The 17,117-nt window shown below is 59.9% G+C and carries 15 protein-coding genes and 1 tRNA gene; 13 read left to right on the top strand and 3 right to left on the bottom strand.

What is annotated here, in order from left to right; all coding sequences use genetic code 11:
* Positions 1 to 58: 58 nt before the first annotated feature.
* The 13 genes from GRI55_RS00825 to GRI55_RS00765 all read left to right on the top strand — a co-directional run bounded on the left by GRI55_RS00825 (position 59) and on the right by GRI55_RS00765 (position 14,097).
* The gene (locus tag GRI55_RS00825) at positions 59 to 586 is read left to right on the top strand and encodes a hypothetical protein (RefSeq protein ID WP_160765886.1); all 528 of its coding nucleotides are present in this window, start codon (positions 59 to 61) and stop codon (positions 584 to 586) included.
* Complete coding sequence (locus GRI55_RS00820; protein ID WP_160765885.1) at positions 583 to 3,339, top strand: relaxase/mobilization nuclease domain-containing protein; 2,757 nt, start codon at positions 583 to 585, stop codon at positions 3,337 to 3,339. Before GRI55_RS00825 ends, GRI55_RS00820 begins: the two co-directional genes overlap by 4 nt.
* A 182-nt stretch (positions 3,340 to 3,521) precedes the next feature.
* Positions 3,522 to 4,415, top strand: a complete 894-nt coding sequence (locus GRI55_RS00815; protein ID WP_160765884.1) for a 3'-5' exonuclease — start codon at positions 3,522 to 3,524, stop codon at positions 4,413 to 4,415.
* An 86-nt stretch (positions 4,416 to 4,501) separates the two neighbouring features.
* Complete coding sequence (locus GRI55_RS00810; RefSeq protein WP_160765883.1) at positions 4,502 to 5,368, top strand: hypothetical protein; 867 nt, start codon at positions 4,502 to 4,504, stop codon at positions 5,366 to 5,368.
* Between the two features lie 182 nt (positions 5,369 to 5,550).
* Entirely contained in the window at positions 5,551 to 6,228 is a 678-nt protein-coding gene (locus tag GRI55_RS00805) for a hypothetical protein (protein WP_160765882.1), read from the top strand.
* A gap of 2 nt (positions 6,229 to 6,230) precedes the next feature.
* Positions 6,231 to 7,028: a hypothetical protein gene (locus tag GRI55_RS00800; protein WP_160765881.1), complete on the top strand. Its 798-nt coding sequence runs from the start codon at positions 6,231 to 6,233 to the stop codon at positions 7,026 to 7,028.
* A gap of 85 nt (positions 7,029 to 7,113) precedes the next feature.
* The gene (locus tag GRI55_RS00795; RefSeq protein WP_160765880.1) at positions 7,114 to 7,695 is read left to right on the top strand and encodes a hypothetical protein; all 582 of its coding nucleotides are present in this window, start codon (positions 7,114 to 7,116) and stop codon (positions 7,693 to 7,695) included.
* A gap of 205 nt (positions 7,696 to 7,900) precedes the next feature.
* Positions 7,901 to 8,734, top strand: coding sequence for a hypothetical protein (locus GRI55_RS00790; RefSeq protein ID WP_160765879.1), 834 nt, complete (start codon positions 7,901 to 7,903; stop codon positions 8,732 to 8,734).
* 472 nt (positions 8,735 to 9,206) lie between these two features.
* Positions 9,207 to 10,760 carry a flavin-containing monooxygenase gene (locus GRI55_RS00785; RefSeq protein WP_307019684.1) on the top strand — a complete coding sequence of 518 codons (1,554 nt, stop codon included), beginning with the start codon at positions 9,207 to 9,209 and terminating at the stop codon, positions 10,758 to 10,760.
* Entirely contained in the window at positions 10,747 to 11,658 is a 912-nt protein-coding gene (locus GRI55_RS00780; RefSeq protein ID WP_160765877.1) for an SDR family oxidoreductase, read from the top strand. The genes GRI55_RS00785 and GRI55_RS00780 overlap by 14 nt, the downstream gene beginning before the upstream one ends.
* 126 nt (positions 11,659 to 11,784) lie before the next feature.
* Positions 11,785 to 12,423, top strand: a complete 639-nt coding sequence (locus tag GRI55_RS00775) for a Crp/Fnr family transcriptional regulator (protein WP_160765876.1) — start codon at positions 11,785 to 11,787, stop codon at positions 12,421 to 12,423.
* 37 nt (positions 12,424 to 12,460) lie between these two features.
* The gene (locus tag GRI55_RS00770) at positions 12,461 to 13,249 is read left to right on the top strand and encodes a VOC family protein (protein WP_160765875.1); all 789 of its coding nucleotides are present in this window, start codon (positions 12,461 to 12,463) and stop codon (positions 13,247 to 13,249) included.
* A 2-nt stretch (positions 13,250 to 13,251) separates the two neighbouring features.
* Complete coding sequence (locus tag GRI55_RS00765) at positions 13,252 to 14,097, top strand: enoyl-CoA hydratase (RefSeq protein ID WP_160765874.1); 846 nt, start codon at positions 13,252 to 13,254, stop codon at positions 14,095 to 14,097.
* A 115-nt stretch (positions 14,098 to 14,212) separates the two neighbouring features.
* Here GRI55_RS00765 and GRI55_RS14815 read toward each other — a convergent pair whose 3' ends face one another.
* The 3 genes from GRI55_RS14815 to sppA form a co-directional block, all read right to left on the bottom strand.
* On the bottom strand, positions 14,213 to 14,863 hold the full coding sequence (locus GRI55_RS14815) for a helix-turn-helix domain-containing protein (protein WP_202392385.1): 651 nt from the start codon (positions 14,861 to 14,863) through the stop codon (positions 14,213 to 14,215).
* Between the two features lie 213 nt (positions 14,864 to 15,076).
* Positions 15,077 to 15,151 (bottom strand) — tRNA-Val (locus GRI55_RS00755).
* A gap of 79 nt (positions 15,152 to 15,230) precedes the next feature.
* Positions 15,231 to 17,111: a signal peptide peptidase SppA gene (gene sppA, locus GRI55_RS00750; protein ID WP_160765873.1), complete on the bottom strand. Its 1,881-nt coding sequence runs from the start codon at positions 17,109 to 17,111 to the stop codon at positions 15,231 to 15,233.
* Between the last annotated feature and the right edge of the window lie 6 nt (positions 17,112 to 17,117).

Raw genomic sequence — 17,117 nt, 5'->3', positions numbered from 1 at the left:
TCCTTCCCGTGCCGTGTCGCTGCGCTTCGTGGCACGGGTCTGAAGGAAAGGTTTCACAATGAAGCCTGAATTTTCAGAAGAGCTTTCCGCAAAGGCTAGGGCGGTCCTCTCCCCAGGTCCGTGCGAAGGACCATATCGTCATGAAATGAGGATTGCGCTCACAAGTGCGCAGAAAGCCTATCTGGAGCAGGCAGCAGGATCCGCCACGATCTCGGCATTTGTTCGCGACAAGCTGTTTTATGCCTCCCCCAATATGGTTACCGTCATTGGTGCCATTGGCGCGCTATATCAGGCCGTAGGCCAGGTCATCGAAGCGGCGGATGAGCTAAAAGTGCAGGCCGCAAAGGCTGGACGTACGATCAACAGCATCGGACAAATCGCGACCAGCAGGAACGAAGTCTGGGAAAGGTTGCCGAAAGATATCGAGTTCGCCTTTCGGCCGGTCGGCGAACAGGCAGATAGGTTGCTCAATCTGAGCGTTGAATTGCATCAGCTGGCCAACCACCTTGCGGCCCAAGATTTCCTTCGCGCGCCGAGCCGCAAACTGAGCGATGAAATCCAGTCTCGACCGAGGCCGAAGCCATGATTGCGAAGCGTATCGGAATAAAGTCTCAGCTCATGAGCGGTGCGAGCTTTGCCGCTGGCTCGCAAAAGGTCCGCGATTACGGTTGGACACTAGCCAAATACGTTGCCGGGTTGACGCTCGACCATGATGATCTCGAGCGCCTTCACGAACTGGGGCAGATGGGCAGATATCCGGTCAACGATAAAGGGGATGAAGACCGCATCCGTGATCGCGGATCAATGCATTTGGAGGGCGAGGATTACGATCAACGCGCGCTCGCATTTGCATACCTAACCGCGCAGTACGGACCACGGGCCCTCAAGCACATCGTTGTGTCCTATCGCGAAGGCCCCGTATCTCTCGAAATGGCCGAACGTCATCGCGATACATTCCTACGCGTCTTGGGCGCTGAAAACTGTGCAGGCTTTTACGGGCTTCATGGAGATACCGCACGTCCGCATTTTCACCTTGCTATCAACGCATATGATCTGACGCAGAGAAACCTGAGTAAATGGGGGCAGGGCTTCGAAATCGAGGCCCTTCATATCGCGTCGGCTCTGTGCGAACGCGACGACATGCTGCCGTGTGAACCAAACAGGCGGTACGTGGCCGATGAAACAGGGGTCTACCACACCTTGTCCGGTATCAAAGTCGCCGACGAGAACGGACGGATTCTAAATGCCTCGCGAATGCTTCGCGTCCCTGGCTTACAGCACAAGATCGAAGATGAATTTCGCACGCCGGATGGACTCGAAGAGGGGAAACCTGTTCCGGCGGAAACCTCAGTCAAAATTCTTGCGAAAGCGGCGCGGGAAAGCGCTCGAGATTGGGAGGGGTATCACCGTGGTCTCGCCCGCGTAGGCCTCCGTTACGAACCTTACGAAGCCGCGGGGAAGATTGTCGGTGGCTATTTCGTTCCGGTCGATGCCGATAATTCTAGTAAGGTGCGGGTGAAGGCGAGCGCGATCGGAGCCGGCTACAAGAAGCTCGTCAATCGTTTCAATCAGACCGAATATCAGGAGCCGCCCAAGGATATCTGGTTCAGGCCATTTCAAACGCTGGGTTATGTCGGTGAGCCTCCTGCAGACGCCGACGCCCGCGATCGCGAACGAGAGCTACAGAGAGCCGAAGAAAAACGGCTTGCGACGCTGACTGCGGAAATTGCTGCACGACATGGTCGCGATGGATTGTCAGCCCGGGCTACTCAAAAAGCGCGCGCCGCCAAAAAGCGTAAACAGCTTGGTCTATCGCTGGACCAAGATGACGATCCTCTAAATGATCAAAGCGCCAAGTATCGCACATACGAACGCGACTTCATCGAGGGGATCAAGCGCGCCATCAAGCAGGAACGAGGCGCGACGCGTGGACGCAAAAGAACGAAACCGATTGATGGCTTGCTATGGGGAGCCAGCAGCAGCGTAGTCGATGATCAACCAGCATGGCTGGACAAGTATAATCCTATGCGCCTCAACGGCGTCCGGGAATTTTATGACGGCGAGGTTCTGGCGTTCACGGAAACCCGCAATTTCGTAGCGCTTCATTCCAGCTCAAAACAGCACAGGATCGATGCACTGCTGCTCGCCCAGAAAAAGTTCGGCACCATTCGGATCGAGGGCTCCCGGAGGGAACGGAAACGACTGATAAAACTGGCCGTAGAACTGGATATTCCGCTTGATCGATCACACCAAGGCGAAGCCGAGAGAATTCAACGTAGGACGGCATCAGAGCAATCAAGAGGGCGGATCAGCGAGCCAAGTCTTGAGACGCAGCCCGAGCCTCGTCAAGAAGTCAACCGCAGTCAGAGCGACTCTGGTATTGACGAAAACCCGGACAAAGCAGCGCACGCGCTGCGCAAAAACAGACAACGAAAATTAAGCGCTCTGCGCTACCTCGTGCAGCGCGACAGTCGAGAGCGGCGGCATCGGGTCGAGAGCCACTTTCCTGCCTACGAAATGTCTTGGCTGCAACAAGACAACGAGAGTGCCGCAGATGTCCGCGGCCCTAACCCGCCCCCGAATGAATCCATTCGCGCTCGCAGGAAGCTTGAAAGCATTGATCCCAACAGGCTGATGCTGGCTTCCTCGCAGGAATGCTACAAAGGATACCGTTTTCTTGACGATAAGGTGCTAACCACGGTCTTCACCGCGCCGAAACGCTGGCTGATGCTACCCGAAATCCAGAAGCATCTGAAAGCGCTGGCTGCGATCCAGGCACACGAGCGTCACTGGATCGCTTCAGCTGCGCAATCCGCCCGTGTCACGATCGAAAAGGACGGATTTCTTACGACCAGAAAGGTCGATGACTGGGCAACCGCATTCTATCATCAGCAAAGAAGCGATCCCCGCTTCCAGGCTAAAATACTTCTCGCGAATTTGGCACCGAAGCGATTTGCCTTGGATCTCGATGTTCACCCCGGAATTGCGGCTTGGCAGCAAGCCCACCGGGAAGGGGACGCCGAGGTGGCTAGCTACATTGCGTATGAACTCGACAGAATGGCAATCAAACATGGCGAGGTGAGCGTACCGCATGGCGCCGAAGCGAAAGCTGGCAAGACTTTAGCGACCCTCCGTAACGATGCTGCAGACGAATTCCGGAAACTGGTCGCTGGGCCACTGAGCCGTAATGAGCGCGAAGCATTGTCCAAAACACGTTCGGTGACCGCGACCGTTTTTGCGCAATTCCCATGGGCCTCGATCCGTCCGCCGAAGCGGTATGCACGCGACCAAAGGTCCCGCCACATTGGTGCGGCGACAAAGGATAGAAACGGGCGATAGATCTGTTTCAAACTATCAACGGTTGCGCCGAAAAGCCTCAGACACCGGAACGGAGATCCGTCTCATAAGGTAGAATAATGACTGAAGAGAGATCCGCCGGTTGAAGCCGGCAGGTGGAAGGAAAAGGGATGCGAAAAGCGCGTCCCGCGCCTCGCCGGTTTCGATGAAACCGGAGAATAGTAATGATCAACACTGACCACCTGTCGCCAGACGCCGAAGCGCTGGCGACCGAGCTCGAGAGCAGAAACGATTACCGCGTGCTGCGACGTGTCCCGAAACCCTTCCCATCGATGCCGCACATGGGGCCTATGCCCGAAGGCCGATGCATTGCCATTGTCGACACGGAAACGAGCGGCCTCTCGGCAGAGAATGACGTCATCATCGAGCTCGCCATCATGCTCTGCTTCGTCGACGATGGTGGCGAGCTCATAGGCCACCTCGGACCGTTCAGCTGGCTGCAGGATCCGGGCAGTGAACTCGACCCCAGGATCAGCCTCATCACAGGGCTCGGCGCGCAGCATCTGAAGGGCCAGAAGATCAACGATACTTTCGCGCGCGGTCTGCTCGATCGCGCTGACCTGATCGTCGCTCACAATTCGCGCTTCGACTCCAAATTCATAGAGCGCCGTTATCCCGATCTGGCGGGCAAAGCCTGGGCCTGCTCGTGCAGCGAAATCGATTGGCTGAAACTGGGGTTCGAAGGTCGCTCGCAACCCGCGCTTCTCACCCACCTTGGATGGTTCAGCGCGGCACATCGCGCAGCCGCCGATGTGTGGGCGCTTTTCTGGCTGCTGCAGCATCGTCAGCGTAATCCGGGCGGTGGGCCAATCCGCACGCACCTAGCGCGCCTCATCGACGCTGCCGACACGCCCTCGGCCATCGTGCAGGCCGAACGCGCGCCGTACTCAAAGAAAGAGATGCTGAAAGCGCGCGGCTATCGATGGAATCCCGACGGCCCGTTCTGGCAGATCGAACTGCCGCCGCAGAAGGTCGAGCACGAACAAGCATGGGGCTATCGCAACGGTCTTCCAACGATGACCACGCGCACCGTGACGGCGCGCGAGCGGCATCGCTGAACGCGGCCGTTTCTACATTCACAATTCGACGCAAATGCGCCGGTGCATTTCTGGGTTGGCACCGGTGCGCAACAAGGAAATACATCATGACCAATATCGTACCGCTGGGCGGCGAACTCGAGCGCCTGTCTCGCAAGCTCGAGCACGAAGCGCAGATGTTCCTAGCGCGCAAGCGTGACGGCCGTTTTGATACAGCGCGCCGCTGGTTGATCTTCGATCTGGAATTTGTTTTCGATCGCTCGCGTCACAAAGGTTACACGAAGTCCGAAGGAAAGGACGCCGAGCTGTCGATCCGTTGGCCGTTCCATCAGGTCGCAGCGGTCAGCTGGATGACGCTGGAGTTCGTCGCCGATGGAGCTGTTCCGGCGATCGCAGGACCGTTCGTCCTGACTGCCGAGAATGCGGACGAGCGTGACATGGTCACGGCGTTGTTCGACGCGCTCGAGCAGGATCCCGGTGCGGTCGCGACTACGTGGGGAGGGGAGGCTCGCGACCTTGCCGTCCTGCGCCGTGCAGCGGCGACCCATGGGCTGGTGTTGCCCCACCAGCTGATCGACGGATCTCCGCACGCGAGGGAGCGGCTCGATCTTTGCCGGGCTAGCTGCGTTCAGGCATCCAGTGTGCATCTACCCGAGCTGGCGGCCGCGGTCGGTGTTCCATCCAAGCCGACACCATCGGAAGACATCGGCAAGCATTGCGAAGCGGGCAATTGGGCAACGGTGCGTGACCAGGTGCTCGCTGATGTCCTCACCACGGCCGTTCTGACAGTCCGGCACCTGGCCGCGCACCGCCAGATCGAATGCCATCAGCCCGATACGCTGGTGGCTATCGCGGACGCCGCAGGCGCGGCCCTGCCGAACAGCGAATTCATCCGTCGGACCTTTGCACCGTGGGTACGAGGCAAGAAGGCCGAAAGCGGCCTACGCGGTAAGGTCTACCGGGCCGCGGCATAGCGGAAAGAGAAAGAGTGATCTGAAACAGGAGGAATAGATGACTTAGGAAATGCCAAGAGGAGGCCGGCACGGGCCTCGAAACACATTACCGTGCTGCGAAAGATCTGCCGCAAGCAGATCGTACACGAGCCGCTCGTCCACCGAGGATGCGCGGCATTTTTTATGCCTGAAGGAATCTTAGAATGCCCAAGAAGAATTCGAACGCCGGCCGTGCTGTCGCGACCGCCAAAAACACCAACCTCGCTCGCCTGCCTAAGCGCATCGCAATCGGCGATCACGAGGTGAGGCCCCAACAACTCTACATCATCAAGAAGCGCCAGCCGCGAGGGGCGGGGCCTTGGATCGATGAGAAGTTCGACAAGGTCGCCTGGAACGATGCAGCTACAGGTCTCGATTGCATTCTGCTGCGCCAGGCATCGGGTGTCTGGGGCGGGTTCGTCGCGGTTTCTCCCGGCCACCCGCTCTACGGATATCGCGAGGATGCCATCCCGGCAGCTATCGGCCTCGCGCCGCATGGGGGCATCGATTACGCCGAAGCCTGCTCGCGGTACGAGGACGAGGCCGTGCGCGTTTGCCACGTCCATAGCAGGCCCGATGCCCCACAAGCTGAGGATCAGACAGGGGACAATGCGTGGTGGTTCGGCTTCGCTGCCGACAAGCCGGGCGATTTGGTGCCATCGGATTCCAAGCCGATCCTCGCGCGCGAAGAGGGCGAGATCTACCGCGGCATCGACTACATGTACTCGGAAACCGTGCAGCTCGCTCGGCAGCTGAAAGCGATCGAGGACAGCATCGACGGCAAGGCCGCCCCCGTTCTGGCACCGCCGCCACCGCGGCTCGGCAAGCCGGGAGGGCGCTGATCATGGATCAGCACGAGATCCCCTACGAACAACGCCGCAACCCGAGCTTGCCGTTCGGCTACTGGTGTATCGCGGACCCGGAAGGGTACCCGCACCTCATCGATGAGCTTGGGCGACGCTGGCCGTCGCTGCGCGAATACATCTGGTGCGGTCGCCTTGGCATGGCGCGGGGCTCCAACTGGGAGTTCACCGCCACGACTGAGTTCCTGCTCGCCGTCCTCGCTGCGATCGATAGACGCGTCGTCGACATCGAGGAAAGCGTGAACGACCTGTTTGCCGGCGCCTGGGACATCGCTCGCAATTACGCGTCGTGGCTCGAAGGACACAAGCTCGCCGAAGGCTTGACCGGCGACCTCACCCCTGAGGGAAGAGCCATCCTCGTTGCGCTGGCCAGCACGCGCAGTGCCGAGGCAGCGCCCATACCGATTGGCCATCCCACGGTCGCACCGTGGCGTGGTCTCGATGGCGGAGAGACCCACGACGAGCGCGAACGCGTGCTGGGGGTCAACGAAGCATTCGCCGAAAATCTGCCGGGCCGGTTCGTCCGGGAACAGATCGGAAGGGAATGGGGAATCAAGCTCATCGGTGCGCCCGAAGGGGCGAATATCCCGCTCGGCCGCGTGCTCTGGACCATGACTTTTCCCGACCAGTACGCGCGCGATCGCCTGTTCGCCTGGTTGGTTCACCGGATCGACCGCTGGGAAGCGTGGACGGCGCTTGCGAGCAAGGACGGAGCACAGGCGTTTACCGAGCATATCCTGCGGTTGCGGTTCGCCGACGAGACAATCGACCTGAGCTGACCGCAAGCCTTTATTCTTAATCCTATCAGCAGCGGGCGGTTCTCGAAAGGATCCGCCCGTTGCGCTTTTCCTAGGATATTTTCAGATGCCATATCGAAATTATTCGCGCTTCCCCGAACGCATGGTCGTGCTTTCCATACTTCCCCCGCCTCTGGCTCTCGACCGGCAAGCGCCATTCGGTTTCGGGGCATTCATCATAAACCGTCGCTGGCGCGACGAGGCCGAGTTTGCCTCATATGCGCACGGCTACGGCGCAGGCTACGACCCTGAGCGCATGCGTAGCCACATCGAAACGCTCTTCACGCCGGAGACAACGGCATTGATCCACATTGCCGCACCATCGTTTTCACGGCGTCATAAACTGGCACCATTGCCTTATTCTTCCTCCTACTCGAGGTACATTCCCCGATGCGGGCTCAGACGGAACATCCACGCGGTGATCCCGCACGATCAACTGGTTCACGCAGCACGGGTCGGCGGAATTTCGATCCATGGACCGAACCCGACAGCAATTCAGCGTATCGGCCGCCTCCACACCGAGGCGCAAGCCACGTGGTTGTTCTGGGTGATCGCAGCCTGCCCGCCACGCATGCGCAGAAGCGTTTTGGCAGGCTATGTGGCTTGGACAAAGCTGCAAAAAGCGAAAGGGTGTGGTTCGACTGTCTGACGGAAAGAGGCGCGGTGATCCGCGCCCCTTTTTTATATCCACACTCGTCCCAGACCTTACTCTGAAATCGCTCCTGCATCGCGCCCCTCCCCGAAGGGGAATCCTGCACCGGGGGCGTAGTACCGACGGTTCTGTTATAACCCCATGCAATAAAAGGATTTAGTAAGAATTTAGGGGTATCAGAATTCCGATGCGGAAATCCGATATGACCCCCTTCATGAAACGCATGCGGAAAGGGACATGCCTGCGCCCAGAAAGCGCCCGCGCAATCCTTCACGCAGAGCGGTATGCCTATGCCGCAAGAAGGCCGCTCAATGTTTTCATTACCATGAAATTCCCTAAGGTCAGCAAGTCTGGCGACAAACCTTATGACGTTTTCCGCAAAAAGTTCTGGGAGAATACAAGAAGACGTTGGAATACGATGGTCAAGGAAAACAGGGCGTTCTCTCCATTTGACGCGATTGCGGTGTTCGAAAATCCGCCGACATCGAGCAAGCTCGGGCGAAGGCATCATGGCCCGCTCCATGTGCACTGGATGCTCCGTTGGCCTTTCAGGAAATGCAAGCGTCTGCAGTTCTTCCTACGGCGACAATTCCAACGGGAGTTTGGAGTTGCGCTCCCAAGTTCCGTTCGAATGCAACGGGTGCGGTATGGTCCAAGAGCAGCTGCCTATCTTGCGAAAGGCATCGATGCACCATTCGCGAAACACTTCCACATAGATCACGCCCCGCAAGGGCCAATTGCCCATCGCAGGATGATCATCTCACGTTCGTTAGGGCCAACCGCGCGTAAGCGTGCAAAAGCCGCCGGGCGAGATCCGCTACCGAAGAAAAGAAAGGGCTATTACAGAAAGTTTCGGCCCGTCGATCTGACCCGCCTTATAGGAAGCGTGGGATGGAAGGCGCTGCCGCAAGCAGCAAAAAAATCCTCCAAAGTTTCCAAGAAACATCGTCCTCCAAATGCGCGCAGCGCATTTGCAATGGGCAAGCGGAAGCGGGTGGTGAACTTCAAGAATTCCCCCGTTTCCATTCAGCCGTAATTCTTCGCAGTGACCAGCGAATGCTCAGACCGGTAATTTGATGCAATGAAGTTATCTGCCGATCACCTCGTGCATCTTAGGTTGCTGGCTGCGGAGTGCTGACGGAAGCCAGCACATGGTTCTGCAGGACGAACTCTAATGCCATGAACGCACTTGGGGCGCTTTGCAGACCGGCTGAAACTGGGCCGATAGCAGACTGACGGCTTTCGGGCCCTAGGCGTCTGAAGCTGCCGTTTCGCGAGCGTGCCGGTTTCCATTACCCGCGGTCCATTCGCGTGCTGAGCGGCGCCCATCAGTCAAACGCAGTTCAAAGTCAGCAATATTGCGCTCCGCAAGCGAGAGTGAGACGCGGGGCCGTCGCATCGCGGGGCTTACCCGAGAAGACTGCCAATAGGCGACAGTTCGCCGGGCGAATTTCTCCTAAGTCACGTCAACTGACGGCCGAATGCCGGCCAAAGCCCAGGACCTAGATGTGAAAGATCACGCCAACTCGGAGCCGGATGTGGAGACAGAGCAATTCGACGTCATCATCGTCGGGGCGGGCATCTCGGGAATTGGCAGCGCCACGTTGCTGCGCAGGCACTGCCCCGACCTTAGCTTCGCCATCCTGGAGACGATGGATGGCCACGGCGGGACGTGGCTGCTCCACAAATATCCTGGGACACGGTCGGATAGCGACCTTTTCACATTTGGATACGGGTTTAAGCCCTGGAAAGGCGACCCGATCGCCTCCCGGCAGCAAATTCTCGATTATCTCGGTGAAGCGATCGAGGATGCCGGATTAGCGCCATACATCCGATATGGTCACACAGTTCGATCAGCCGATTGGTCGAGCGGAGATGCCTTGTGGAAGCTTGAAGTCGATCGGACCGACCAGCAGGACGCGATACAGATTAACGCCCGCTTCCTGTGGATGTGCCAGGGCTATTACCGGCATAGCCGGGGATATACTCCGGACTGGCCTGGCTTCGACCGGTTCCGCGGGGAGGTAATCCACCCTCAGCACTGGCCTGATGAAGTCGACCTTGCAGAAAAGACGGTGGCTGTGATCGGCTCAGGTGCGACCGCTGCAACACTGATACCGGCGCTTGCAGAGCGTTGCGAGCATGTCACCATGCTCCAGCGGACGCCTACATATTTTGCAGCGGGCAGAAATGCCGACACCCTCGCGGACGAACTGAGGAGCCTCGAGATCGATGACGCGTGGATCCATGAGATCATGCGTCGCAAGGTCGTGAAGGAACGGGCTGACCTCTTGGCGCGAGCCGTACGAGCCCCCGACAAGGTCAAAGATGTCCTCATCAGCGGTGTCCAAGCCTGCCTCCCGGAAGGCTTCGATGTCGAAACCCATTTCACGCCGCCCTACAGGCCGTTGCAGCAACGCGTCGCCTTCGTGCCGGACGCTGACCTCTTCAAGGCGATCTCCGCCGGAAAAGCTTCTGTAGTCACGGATCGGATTGCCAGTTTCGATGAGACCGGGATCGTGCTCGAGTCGGGTAATCGCCTCGACTGCGACGTGGTTGTGACCGCGACCGGATTCGAGATGGCGGTGATGGGCGAGATCCCTTTCACCGTCGATGGCGCTCCCGTCGATTTCGCGCGGACCGTTACGTACCGTGGGATCATGTTCACCGGCGTGCCGAACCTGGCATGGACTTATGGCTACGGACATTACAGCTGGACGCTGCGTGTCGATCTGGTCGGGCAATTCGTCTGTCGCCTCCTGCAGCACATGAACAGAACAGGCGCGATAAGCGTCGTGCCCAGTTTGCGGCCCGGAGAGGAATCCATGGAACTCAAACCGTGGGCCGACACCGAATACCTCAACCCTGGATACCTGCTGCGGAGCCTCGATCGGTTGCCCAAGCGCGGTGACAGACCCGATTGGCAGCACAGTCAGGATTACCTGTACGAGAGTGAAGCCATTCCTCGCATCGATCTAACCGATCCGTTATTTTCGTACGGCTACCAAACCACTCCACCCGTTCGAGCAAGAGCAAGGCGCGAAGAAAATGAACCAGTTTGAGAACGGCGTCGCGGTAGTTACCGGAGGCGCGTCGGGGCTTGGCAAGGCAATTGCGGAAGAGGCGGCTCGACGAGGAATGCGGGTTGTCATCGCAGACGTCGAAGCAGGGGCTATGGACGGGGTCGTTGGGGATCTGCGTGCACGCGGAACAGTAGCAATCGGGGTGCAGACCGACGTCACGGATGCCGCCTCCGTGGAAGCGCTTGCCGACCGCGTGACGCATGATTTTGGTCCGGTAAACTTGCTGTTTAACAACGCAGGCGTCGCCTCGGGCGGACCTATCTGGGAGAGCACCGAGAAGGATTGGCAGTGGCTGTTTGACGTCAACGTTCATGGCGTTGCCAACGGCGTGAGAACTTTCGTCCCAATCATGCTCAAAGCGGCGGCCGGCGATTCGTCTTACCAAGGCTGCATCGTCAACACAGCTTCCATGGCGGGACTGGTCACGGCGCCGGGGATGGGGATATATGCGGTGTCGAAACACGCAGTGATCGCGCTGTCCGAGTGTCTCTATCACGACCTGCAACTTGTTGGTGAGCAGGTCTGCACATCGGTGCTATGCCCCTCCTACGTGAACACCAATATCAATCAGTCTTTCCGCAACCGTCCGCCGGGCCTTGCGAACGAGGGTGGGCCAACCAAAGCTCAGCTGGCCACTCAGGCCATTTCCAGCAGGGACCTGGCGAATGGCGCGCTGACCCCTGACGAGATCGCCGCGATCACGTTCGCCGGTATCGAGGCGGGTCGGTTCTATATCTACCCGACACCAGAGCTGATGCCGATTGTGAAAAGTCGCCTCGACCACATCGCCGAAGGATCGAATCCCGATATTCCTTACAACGACATCCCCATGTTCAAGGAGCGCCGGGATCGGCTGCGAGCTGCGCTTGTCGAATGAGGCTTGGATCCACAGGCGGGGGCCACCACCCTGCAAGGGATCGACGAACTCGCCTAGGCATGCTTCTCGCAGACCCCACGGGTCCAACGCGCTTTGACGAGCCATCCTAGTTCTTGCCGCCGAGATTTGAGCGAGGAGCTGACCTCCGGTTTGCTGACGCATGCCAGGCGTAGAGAGTTCAAAAAGGGCGACCGGCTTTACTCCCGCGCTTCTGGTCCCGACGCCCTCTTCTGGCTTGAAAGTGGATTGGTTCGTTTGAGCGTTACCAGCGAAAGCGGACGGGAGGCGGTGCTGGGTCTCGTCACGCCGGGCCAGTGGTTTGGTGAAGCTTCTCTGTTTGCAGGCGAACCGCGCGGAAACGACGCTGACGCTGTCCTGGAGAGTACGATAGCAATCGTCCCTGCAGCTGCCGTCCATAGGATCGTCGACCAACGGCCGGACTATCTGCTGCAGTTCCTCGCAATGATCGGCCAGCGGTATCGCGACGCCCTGGACCGCATCGACGATACCGTGCTGCGCCCCCTCCCGGCGCGGCTGGCCCGGGTAGTTCTTCAGTCGTGTGAACGGGTGCTAGCTACACTTTCACCGAGTAACCCCGTCGCCTTACAGTTCTCACAGGAACAAGCGGCCGCCATGGTTGGTGCGTCGCGACAGAGTATCAACCGCGTCCTCAAGCAGTGGGAGCGACAAGGCGTGGTGCAGGTGGGGTACCGCAGCCTCACAGTTCTAGACCCGGGGATACTACGAGCGCTGCAGCATCAGTGAATGTCCCTGTTCGGAAATGGCGTGAGGAGAAACGTACATGACCCTTCGATTGCGACAGATCGCGGTTGCGGTAACCGACCTCGAAGGCGCGCAGGCCGATGCCGAAGCGATCTTTGGCGCGAGTCATCCCCACGAAGACCCCGGGGTCGCCCGCTATAACCTCCGCAATGCCGTATACCGGCTGGAAGATACTTTCCTCGAGCTTCTGACCCCGCTCACCGAAGGCACCACCGTGGGTCGCCTCCTCGCCAAGCAGGGGGGCGATTGCGGCTACATGGTCATCTTGCAGACCGACCGGATTGACGAGGCCCGATCTCGCGCGGAGGAAGCCGGTGTTCGGGTTGTGGACCAACTCGATCGGAATGGCTGCGGTTTTACCCACCTGCATCCGCGGGATGTCGGCGGAATCCTGTTGTCGATCGATTACATGTCTCGATGGGATCAATGGGAATGGGGCGGTCCGGACTGGAAAAGTCATCCGTCGCCCGACTGTTCGATCGTCGCGGTCGAGATGCACGGACCCGAGCCTGAGATCATGGCGAGGCGCTGGTCGAGGATACTTGGCTTGCCGTGTTCCGAGCATGGGACCGGTTGGCGAATCGCGCTCGACGAGGGCGAACTGCTCTTTCTTCTGGATAGCGACGGTCGCGGCGAAGGCCTGCGCGCCATCGCCGTGCGATGCGCCCAACCGGAGGCCATCGTGGAACGAGCGGCGCAGCGCGGTCTCACATCACCAGCCGGTCAGCTCAGGTTATGGGGCATGTCGGTTTCGGTTCTGGGCCCGGGCTCCGAACCGCTCCTTCACAGCGCACAGGGCGGAGAGTGAACGTGGATTACACCCAGATCCGCTACGAGCTTCAGGGCCGCGTAGCCACCGTCACCCTTAACCGACCCGAACGGCTTAACGCCTGGACGCCGGTCATGGCGCGGGAATTCCGGCAGGCCATGGAGCGCGCGAACGACGATCCGCAGGTCCGAGCGGTCATCATCACAGGCGCGGGCCGAGGATTTTGCGCTGGCGTCGACATGGGAGCGCTCGAGGGGATGACCGAGACCGGCAAGACCGAGTCTGCAGGATTCGAGCCGCTTGACGAACACGCGCGCGCCGATTTTCAGCATCCGATGACATGGCTTCCTTCCATCGGCAAACCGGTGATCGCCGCTGTGAACGGGGCGGCGGCAGGCTTGGGCTTTGCTCTCCTGCTGTTCTGCGACCTTCGGTTTGCTTCCAGCGAGGCGGCTTTCGTGACTTCTTTTTCACGCCGCGGTCTCGTGGCCGAACATGGTACAAGCTGGATGCTCACCCGACTTGTGGGTCATAGCCGGGCAATCGACCTGATGTTCTCGTCCCGCAAGGTTGGTGCCGAGGAGGCGTATCGGATCGGTCTTGCAGACCGCGTGGTTAATCGGGACCGCCTGCTCGAAGAAGCCCAGGCGTATGCGCAGGACCTGGCTGAGTCTGTGTCGCCGCGATCGCTCCAGATAATGAAACGGCAACTGTGGGACGCGTTGTTTGTCGACCTGGCCACGTCAATAGAAGAGGCCGACCGGGAGATGAAGCTGAGCCTGCAAAGCGCGGACTTCAAAGAGGGAGTGGCGCACTTCCTGGAGAAGCGCCCGCCGAGGTTCGCAGGGTATCGACCATCCGGCCTAGCAGGCTCAAGGACTTCATAGCCGCGTCCGCTTTCAGGCGGATCGGCGCCCTCTTTTATTGGCCGGAATGAGGGCGCAAAGCAGCCGCCGTTAAACGACTGCGAGGGAAGGATCATGCGACATCAGCGAGTGTGTTCTATTGTCTCACCTTCACGCCGACATATCGTTCGATGCTCTCGACGGTAATCAGTGTGCGCCTGCCGGCTTTCGTTCTGTGGAGCGTGCCGTTCCGCATAAGCTTATCGATTGTGGTTCGTCCCAATCCAGTCGCTTGCATGGCTTGCGCGACAGAAACAGTCAGCGCTCCTGGCTTTATCGGCTGGACATCCTCGTTTGTTGGCTTGCAACTTTTGGAGGGCGAAAAGGGTTCGTTTAGCGTCGTATCCGAATTCGGAGTGGGGGTTCGCTTCGCAAAGTTAGTGGGCGTGGTGACGCAGTAACGATCGAGAACCTTGACGAGCGAGGTTTCGGAAAAGCTGATGCCGGTAATTCGCACCGAAGGTGTTCCGCCGTGGAGAGTCGATCCTTCAAGCCGGACAGTTCCACCTTTCAATGCGACGCTGACCTTCTTGCATGCGATAATCCTTTCCCAATCCTCGGGCGGAATTTGGGCATCGCGCACCATTTCTGTCGGACCTCCAACGGGTCTTACTTCCCGCTTAAGCGCATATGTTTTAATCAGACCGGCAGCAGCAAAATCGGCAAGAAGACAATCAGCTCCATCGAGGTTTCTGAGTTCCACAAGCTCGATGGCTTTGGTCGGAGGAATCGGTTGATGGACAGACATGCTTTCTCTCGGTTCTTGTCGGCATTGTATGCCAATCAATCGTGAAAAAGCGGTAACCTTCTGGTTCAGTGACGAAAATCTGGCATGTCGCCCCTGCCGAAGACCGAACCCTCAGCGAGCGCGGACCACTGCCAATGTTCGCGGAAGTCCACCTATGTTTTTCATGTTTTTTTCATGGAAACGCGGGCCATCTCTTCTAAGTCATTGAAAAAATGGTGGGCGCGGCAAGGATTGAACTTGCGACCCCACCCGTGTGAAGGGTGTGCTCTACCACTGAGCTACGCGCCCGCCCGGTGCTGTCCGCGGCGTTCGCAGCGGAAGGGCAGGGGCGCGCCTTTACTGTGGGAATCGCCGCGTGGCAAGCGCCCTAGCCGATCACCAGCTGCACAATCCGCGCGAGCCAGCCGGTGGCGGCCCGGTCCTGCGCTGCAGTGGGCTGCGGGGCGGGGCAGGCAAGGCAATAGGCCTGGACGCCCCGCGTTCCCAGCAAGCGATCCGCATCCGCCGCGATGCGGGCGACAAACGCCGACCGGCTCTGCGTCATGCGGGCAATCACATCGCCGCCCGAGCCGGCCTCTTCCCCGTCGCCGATCAGCCATTGCCGCAGCAGCGTGTCGTAGGTCGACGGCGCTTCGCCCAGATAGAGCACGTGCCAGTCGCTGCCGAGTTCGGCGCGTTCGGCGGTCCAGGCCAGCGCTTCCTCGATACCGCCATATTCGTCGACCAGCCGTAGCTGCCGGGCGGTACCGCCATCCCATACCCGGCCCTGGCCGACCGCATCGACCTGTTCGCGCGTCAGGCCGCGCGCCTCGCCCACGCGGTCGAGGAAATCCTCGTAACCGTCTTCGATGAAGGCCTGCAGGATAGCATCGGTTTCGGGGGTGAACCCGGCGATCAGATCGGGCTGGCCCGACAATGGCGTCGTGCGCACGCCATCGCTGGTGACACCCGCCGTCGCCGCGGTTTCCTCGAACGTCGGGATCACTGCGAAAATGCCGATCGAACCGGTAATGGTCTCGGGTTCGGCGAAAATGCGATCGGCGGGCGTGGACACCCAGTAACCGCCGCTGGCTGCCACATTGGCCATCGACACCGCGATGGGAATATCGCGCGCCTTGTGCCGCAGGATAGCATCGCGGATCAGCTCGCTGGCGAGCACCGAACCGCCCGGCGAATCGACCCGTACGACCAGCCCGGCAAGCTCCTGCTCGAGCGCGTCGTCGAGCAGCCTGGCGATCCGGTCGCCGCCCGCGGTGCCAGGTCCGGCATCGCCATCGACGATTTCGCCCGCCACCGTGATCACCCCGATGGGCCGCCCGGCATCGGGCAGCGGATTGTCTTCGAGCCAGGCGTTGAGTTCGGTGTGGGGGTAGGCGTTGGGACCCTCCGCCCAGTCGTCTTCGCCGACGAGTTCGACCACACGTTGTTCGAAATCGGCGCGAGTGCCAAGTTTGTCGACCAGCCCCGCCTGCAAGGCGGCGGTAGCCAGATCGCCGCCCGCCGCTTCGATCCAAGCGACAGGCTGGTCGGTGATCCGTGCGACATCGGCGGCGGGGCGGGCCTTCTTGAGATTGGCGCGGTATTCTTCCCACAGCGTCTCATACAGCGCTCGGGCATTCTCGCGCGCGGGGTCGGACATGCCGGCCCGGCTGTAGGGTTCGACCGCGCTCTTGTATTCGCCGACCTTGTAGACGCGTGCGTTCACCTTGAGCTTGTCAAGCAGGCCCGCGTAATAGAGCCGCTCGCCCCCGGGGCCGGCAATCACTGCGCCGCCCAGCGGGTTGACCCAAACCTCGCTGGCATGCGCAGCGAGCAGCATGCCGTCGTCGGTATAGGCGGTGGCATAGGCCAGCACTGGCTTTTCCGCGGCGCGCACCCGGTCGAGCGCTTCGCCGATCGCCTGCATATGCACCTGTCCGCCGCCGAGGAAACGGTCGAGATCGAGCACCACGGCCGAAATCCGTTCGTCTCCGGCAGCTTCGTCAAGCGCGTGGATCACGTCGCGGGCCTGGTATTCGCCGACCGGCGCGGTGCCCGAAAGCAGGGCGGCGATCGGGTCGATCTCGGTCCGCTCCTCGACGACGGCGCCGCTCAGATCGAGCAGCAAGGCGCCATCGCGCACGGCGGCCGGGCTGGGGCGCGCAGTCAGCACGGCAAACAGGGCGGTAAAGAACAGCAGCATGAAGACGAGCACCAGCCCGTCCTTGATGCCAACCAAAAGCCGCCAGACCTTACCAGCAAACTGCATGCGTCA

Source organism: Qipengyuania citrea, from assembly GCF_009828015.1.
Lineage (GTDB): Bacteria > Pseudomonadota > Alphaproteobacteria > Sphingomonadales > Sphingomonadaceae > Qipengyuania > Qipengyuania citrea.
The sequence above is the reverse complement of the archived record's forward strand: the minus strand, read 5'-3'. Positions and strand labels throughout refer to the sequence as shown.

Bases quoted from the DNA above. Each gene is read 5' to 3' on its own strand.
- GRI55_RS00825 (WP_160765886.1), top strand. From the start codon at position 59: ATGAAGCCTGAATTTTCAGAAGAGCTTTCCGCAAAGGCTAGGGCGGTC.
- GRI55_RS00820 (WP_160765885.1), top strand. From the start codon at position 583: ATGATTGCGAAGCGTATCGGAATAAAGTCTCAGCTCATGAGCGGTGCG.
- GRI55_RS00815 (WP_160765884.1), top strand. From the start codon at position 3,522: ATGATCAACACTGACCACCTGTCGCCAGACGCCGAAGCGCTGGCGACC.
- GRI55_RS00810 (WP_160765883.1), top strand. From the start codon at position 4,502: ATGACCAATATCGTACCGCTGGGCGGCGAACTCGAGCGCCTGTCTCGC.
- GRI55_RS00805 (WP_160765882.1), top strand. From the start codon at position 5,551: ATGCCCAAGAAGAATTCGAACGCCGGCCGTGCTGTCGCGACCGCCAAA.
- GRI55_RS00800 (WP_160765881.1), top strand. From the start codon at position 6,231: ATGGATCAGCACGAGATCCCCTACGAACAACGCCGCAACCCGAGCTTG.
- GRI55_RS00795 (WP_160765880.1), top strand. From the start codon at position 7,114: ATGCCATATCGAAATTATTCGCGCTTCCCCGAACGCATGGTCGTGCTT.
- GRI55_RS00790 (WP_160765879.1), top strand. From the start codon at position 7,901: ATGACCCCCTTCATGAAACGCATGCGGAAAGGGACATGCCTGCGCCCA.
- GRI55_RS00780 (WP_160765877.1), top strand. From the start codon at position 10,747: ATGAACCAGTTTGAGAACGGCGTCGCGGTAGTTACCGGAGGCGCGTCG.
- GRI55_RS00770 (WP_160765875.1), top strand. From the start codon at position 12,461: ATGACCCTTCGATTGCGACAGATCGCGGTTGCGGTAACCGACCTCGAA.
- GRI55_RS14815 (WP_202392385.1), bottom strand. From the start codon at position 14,863: ATGTCTGTCCATCAACCGATTCCTCCGACCAAAGCCATCGAGCTTGTG.
- sppA (WP_160765873.1), bottom strand. From the start codon at position 17,111: ATGCAGTTTGCTGGTAAGGTCTGGCGGCTTTTGGTTGGCATCAAGGAC.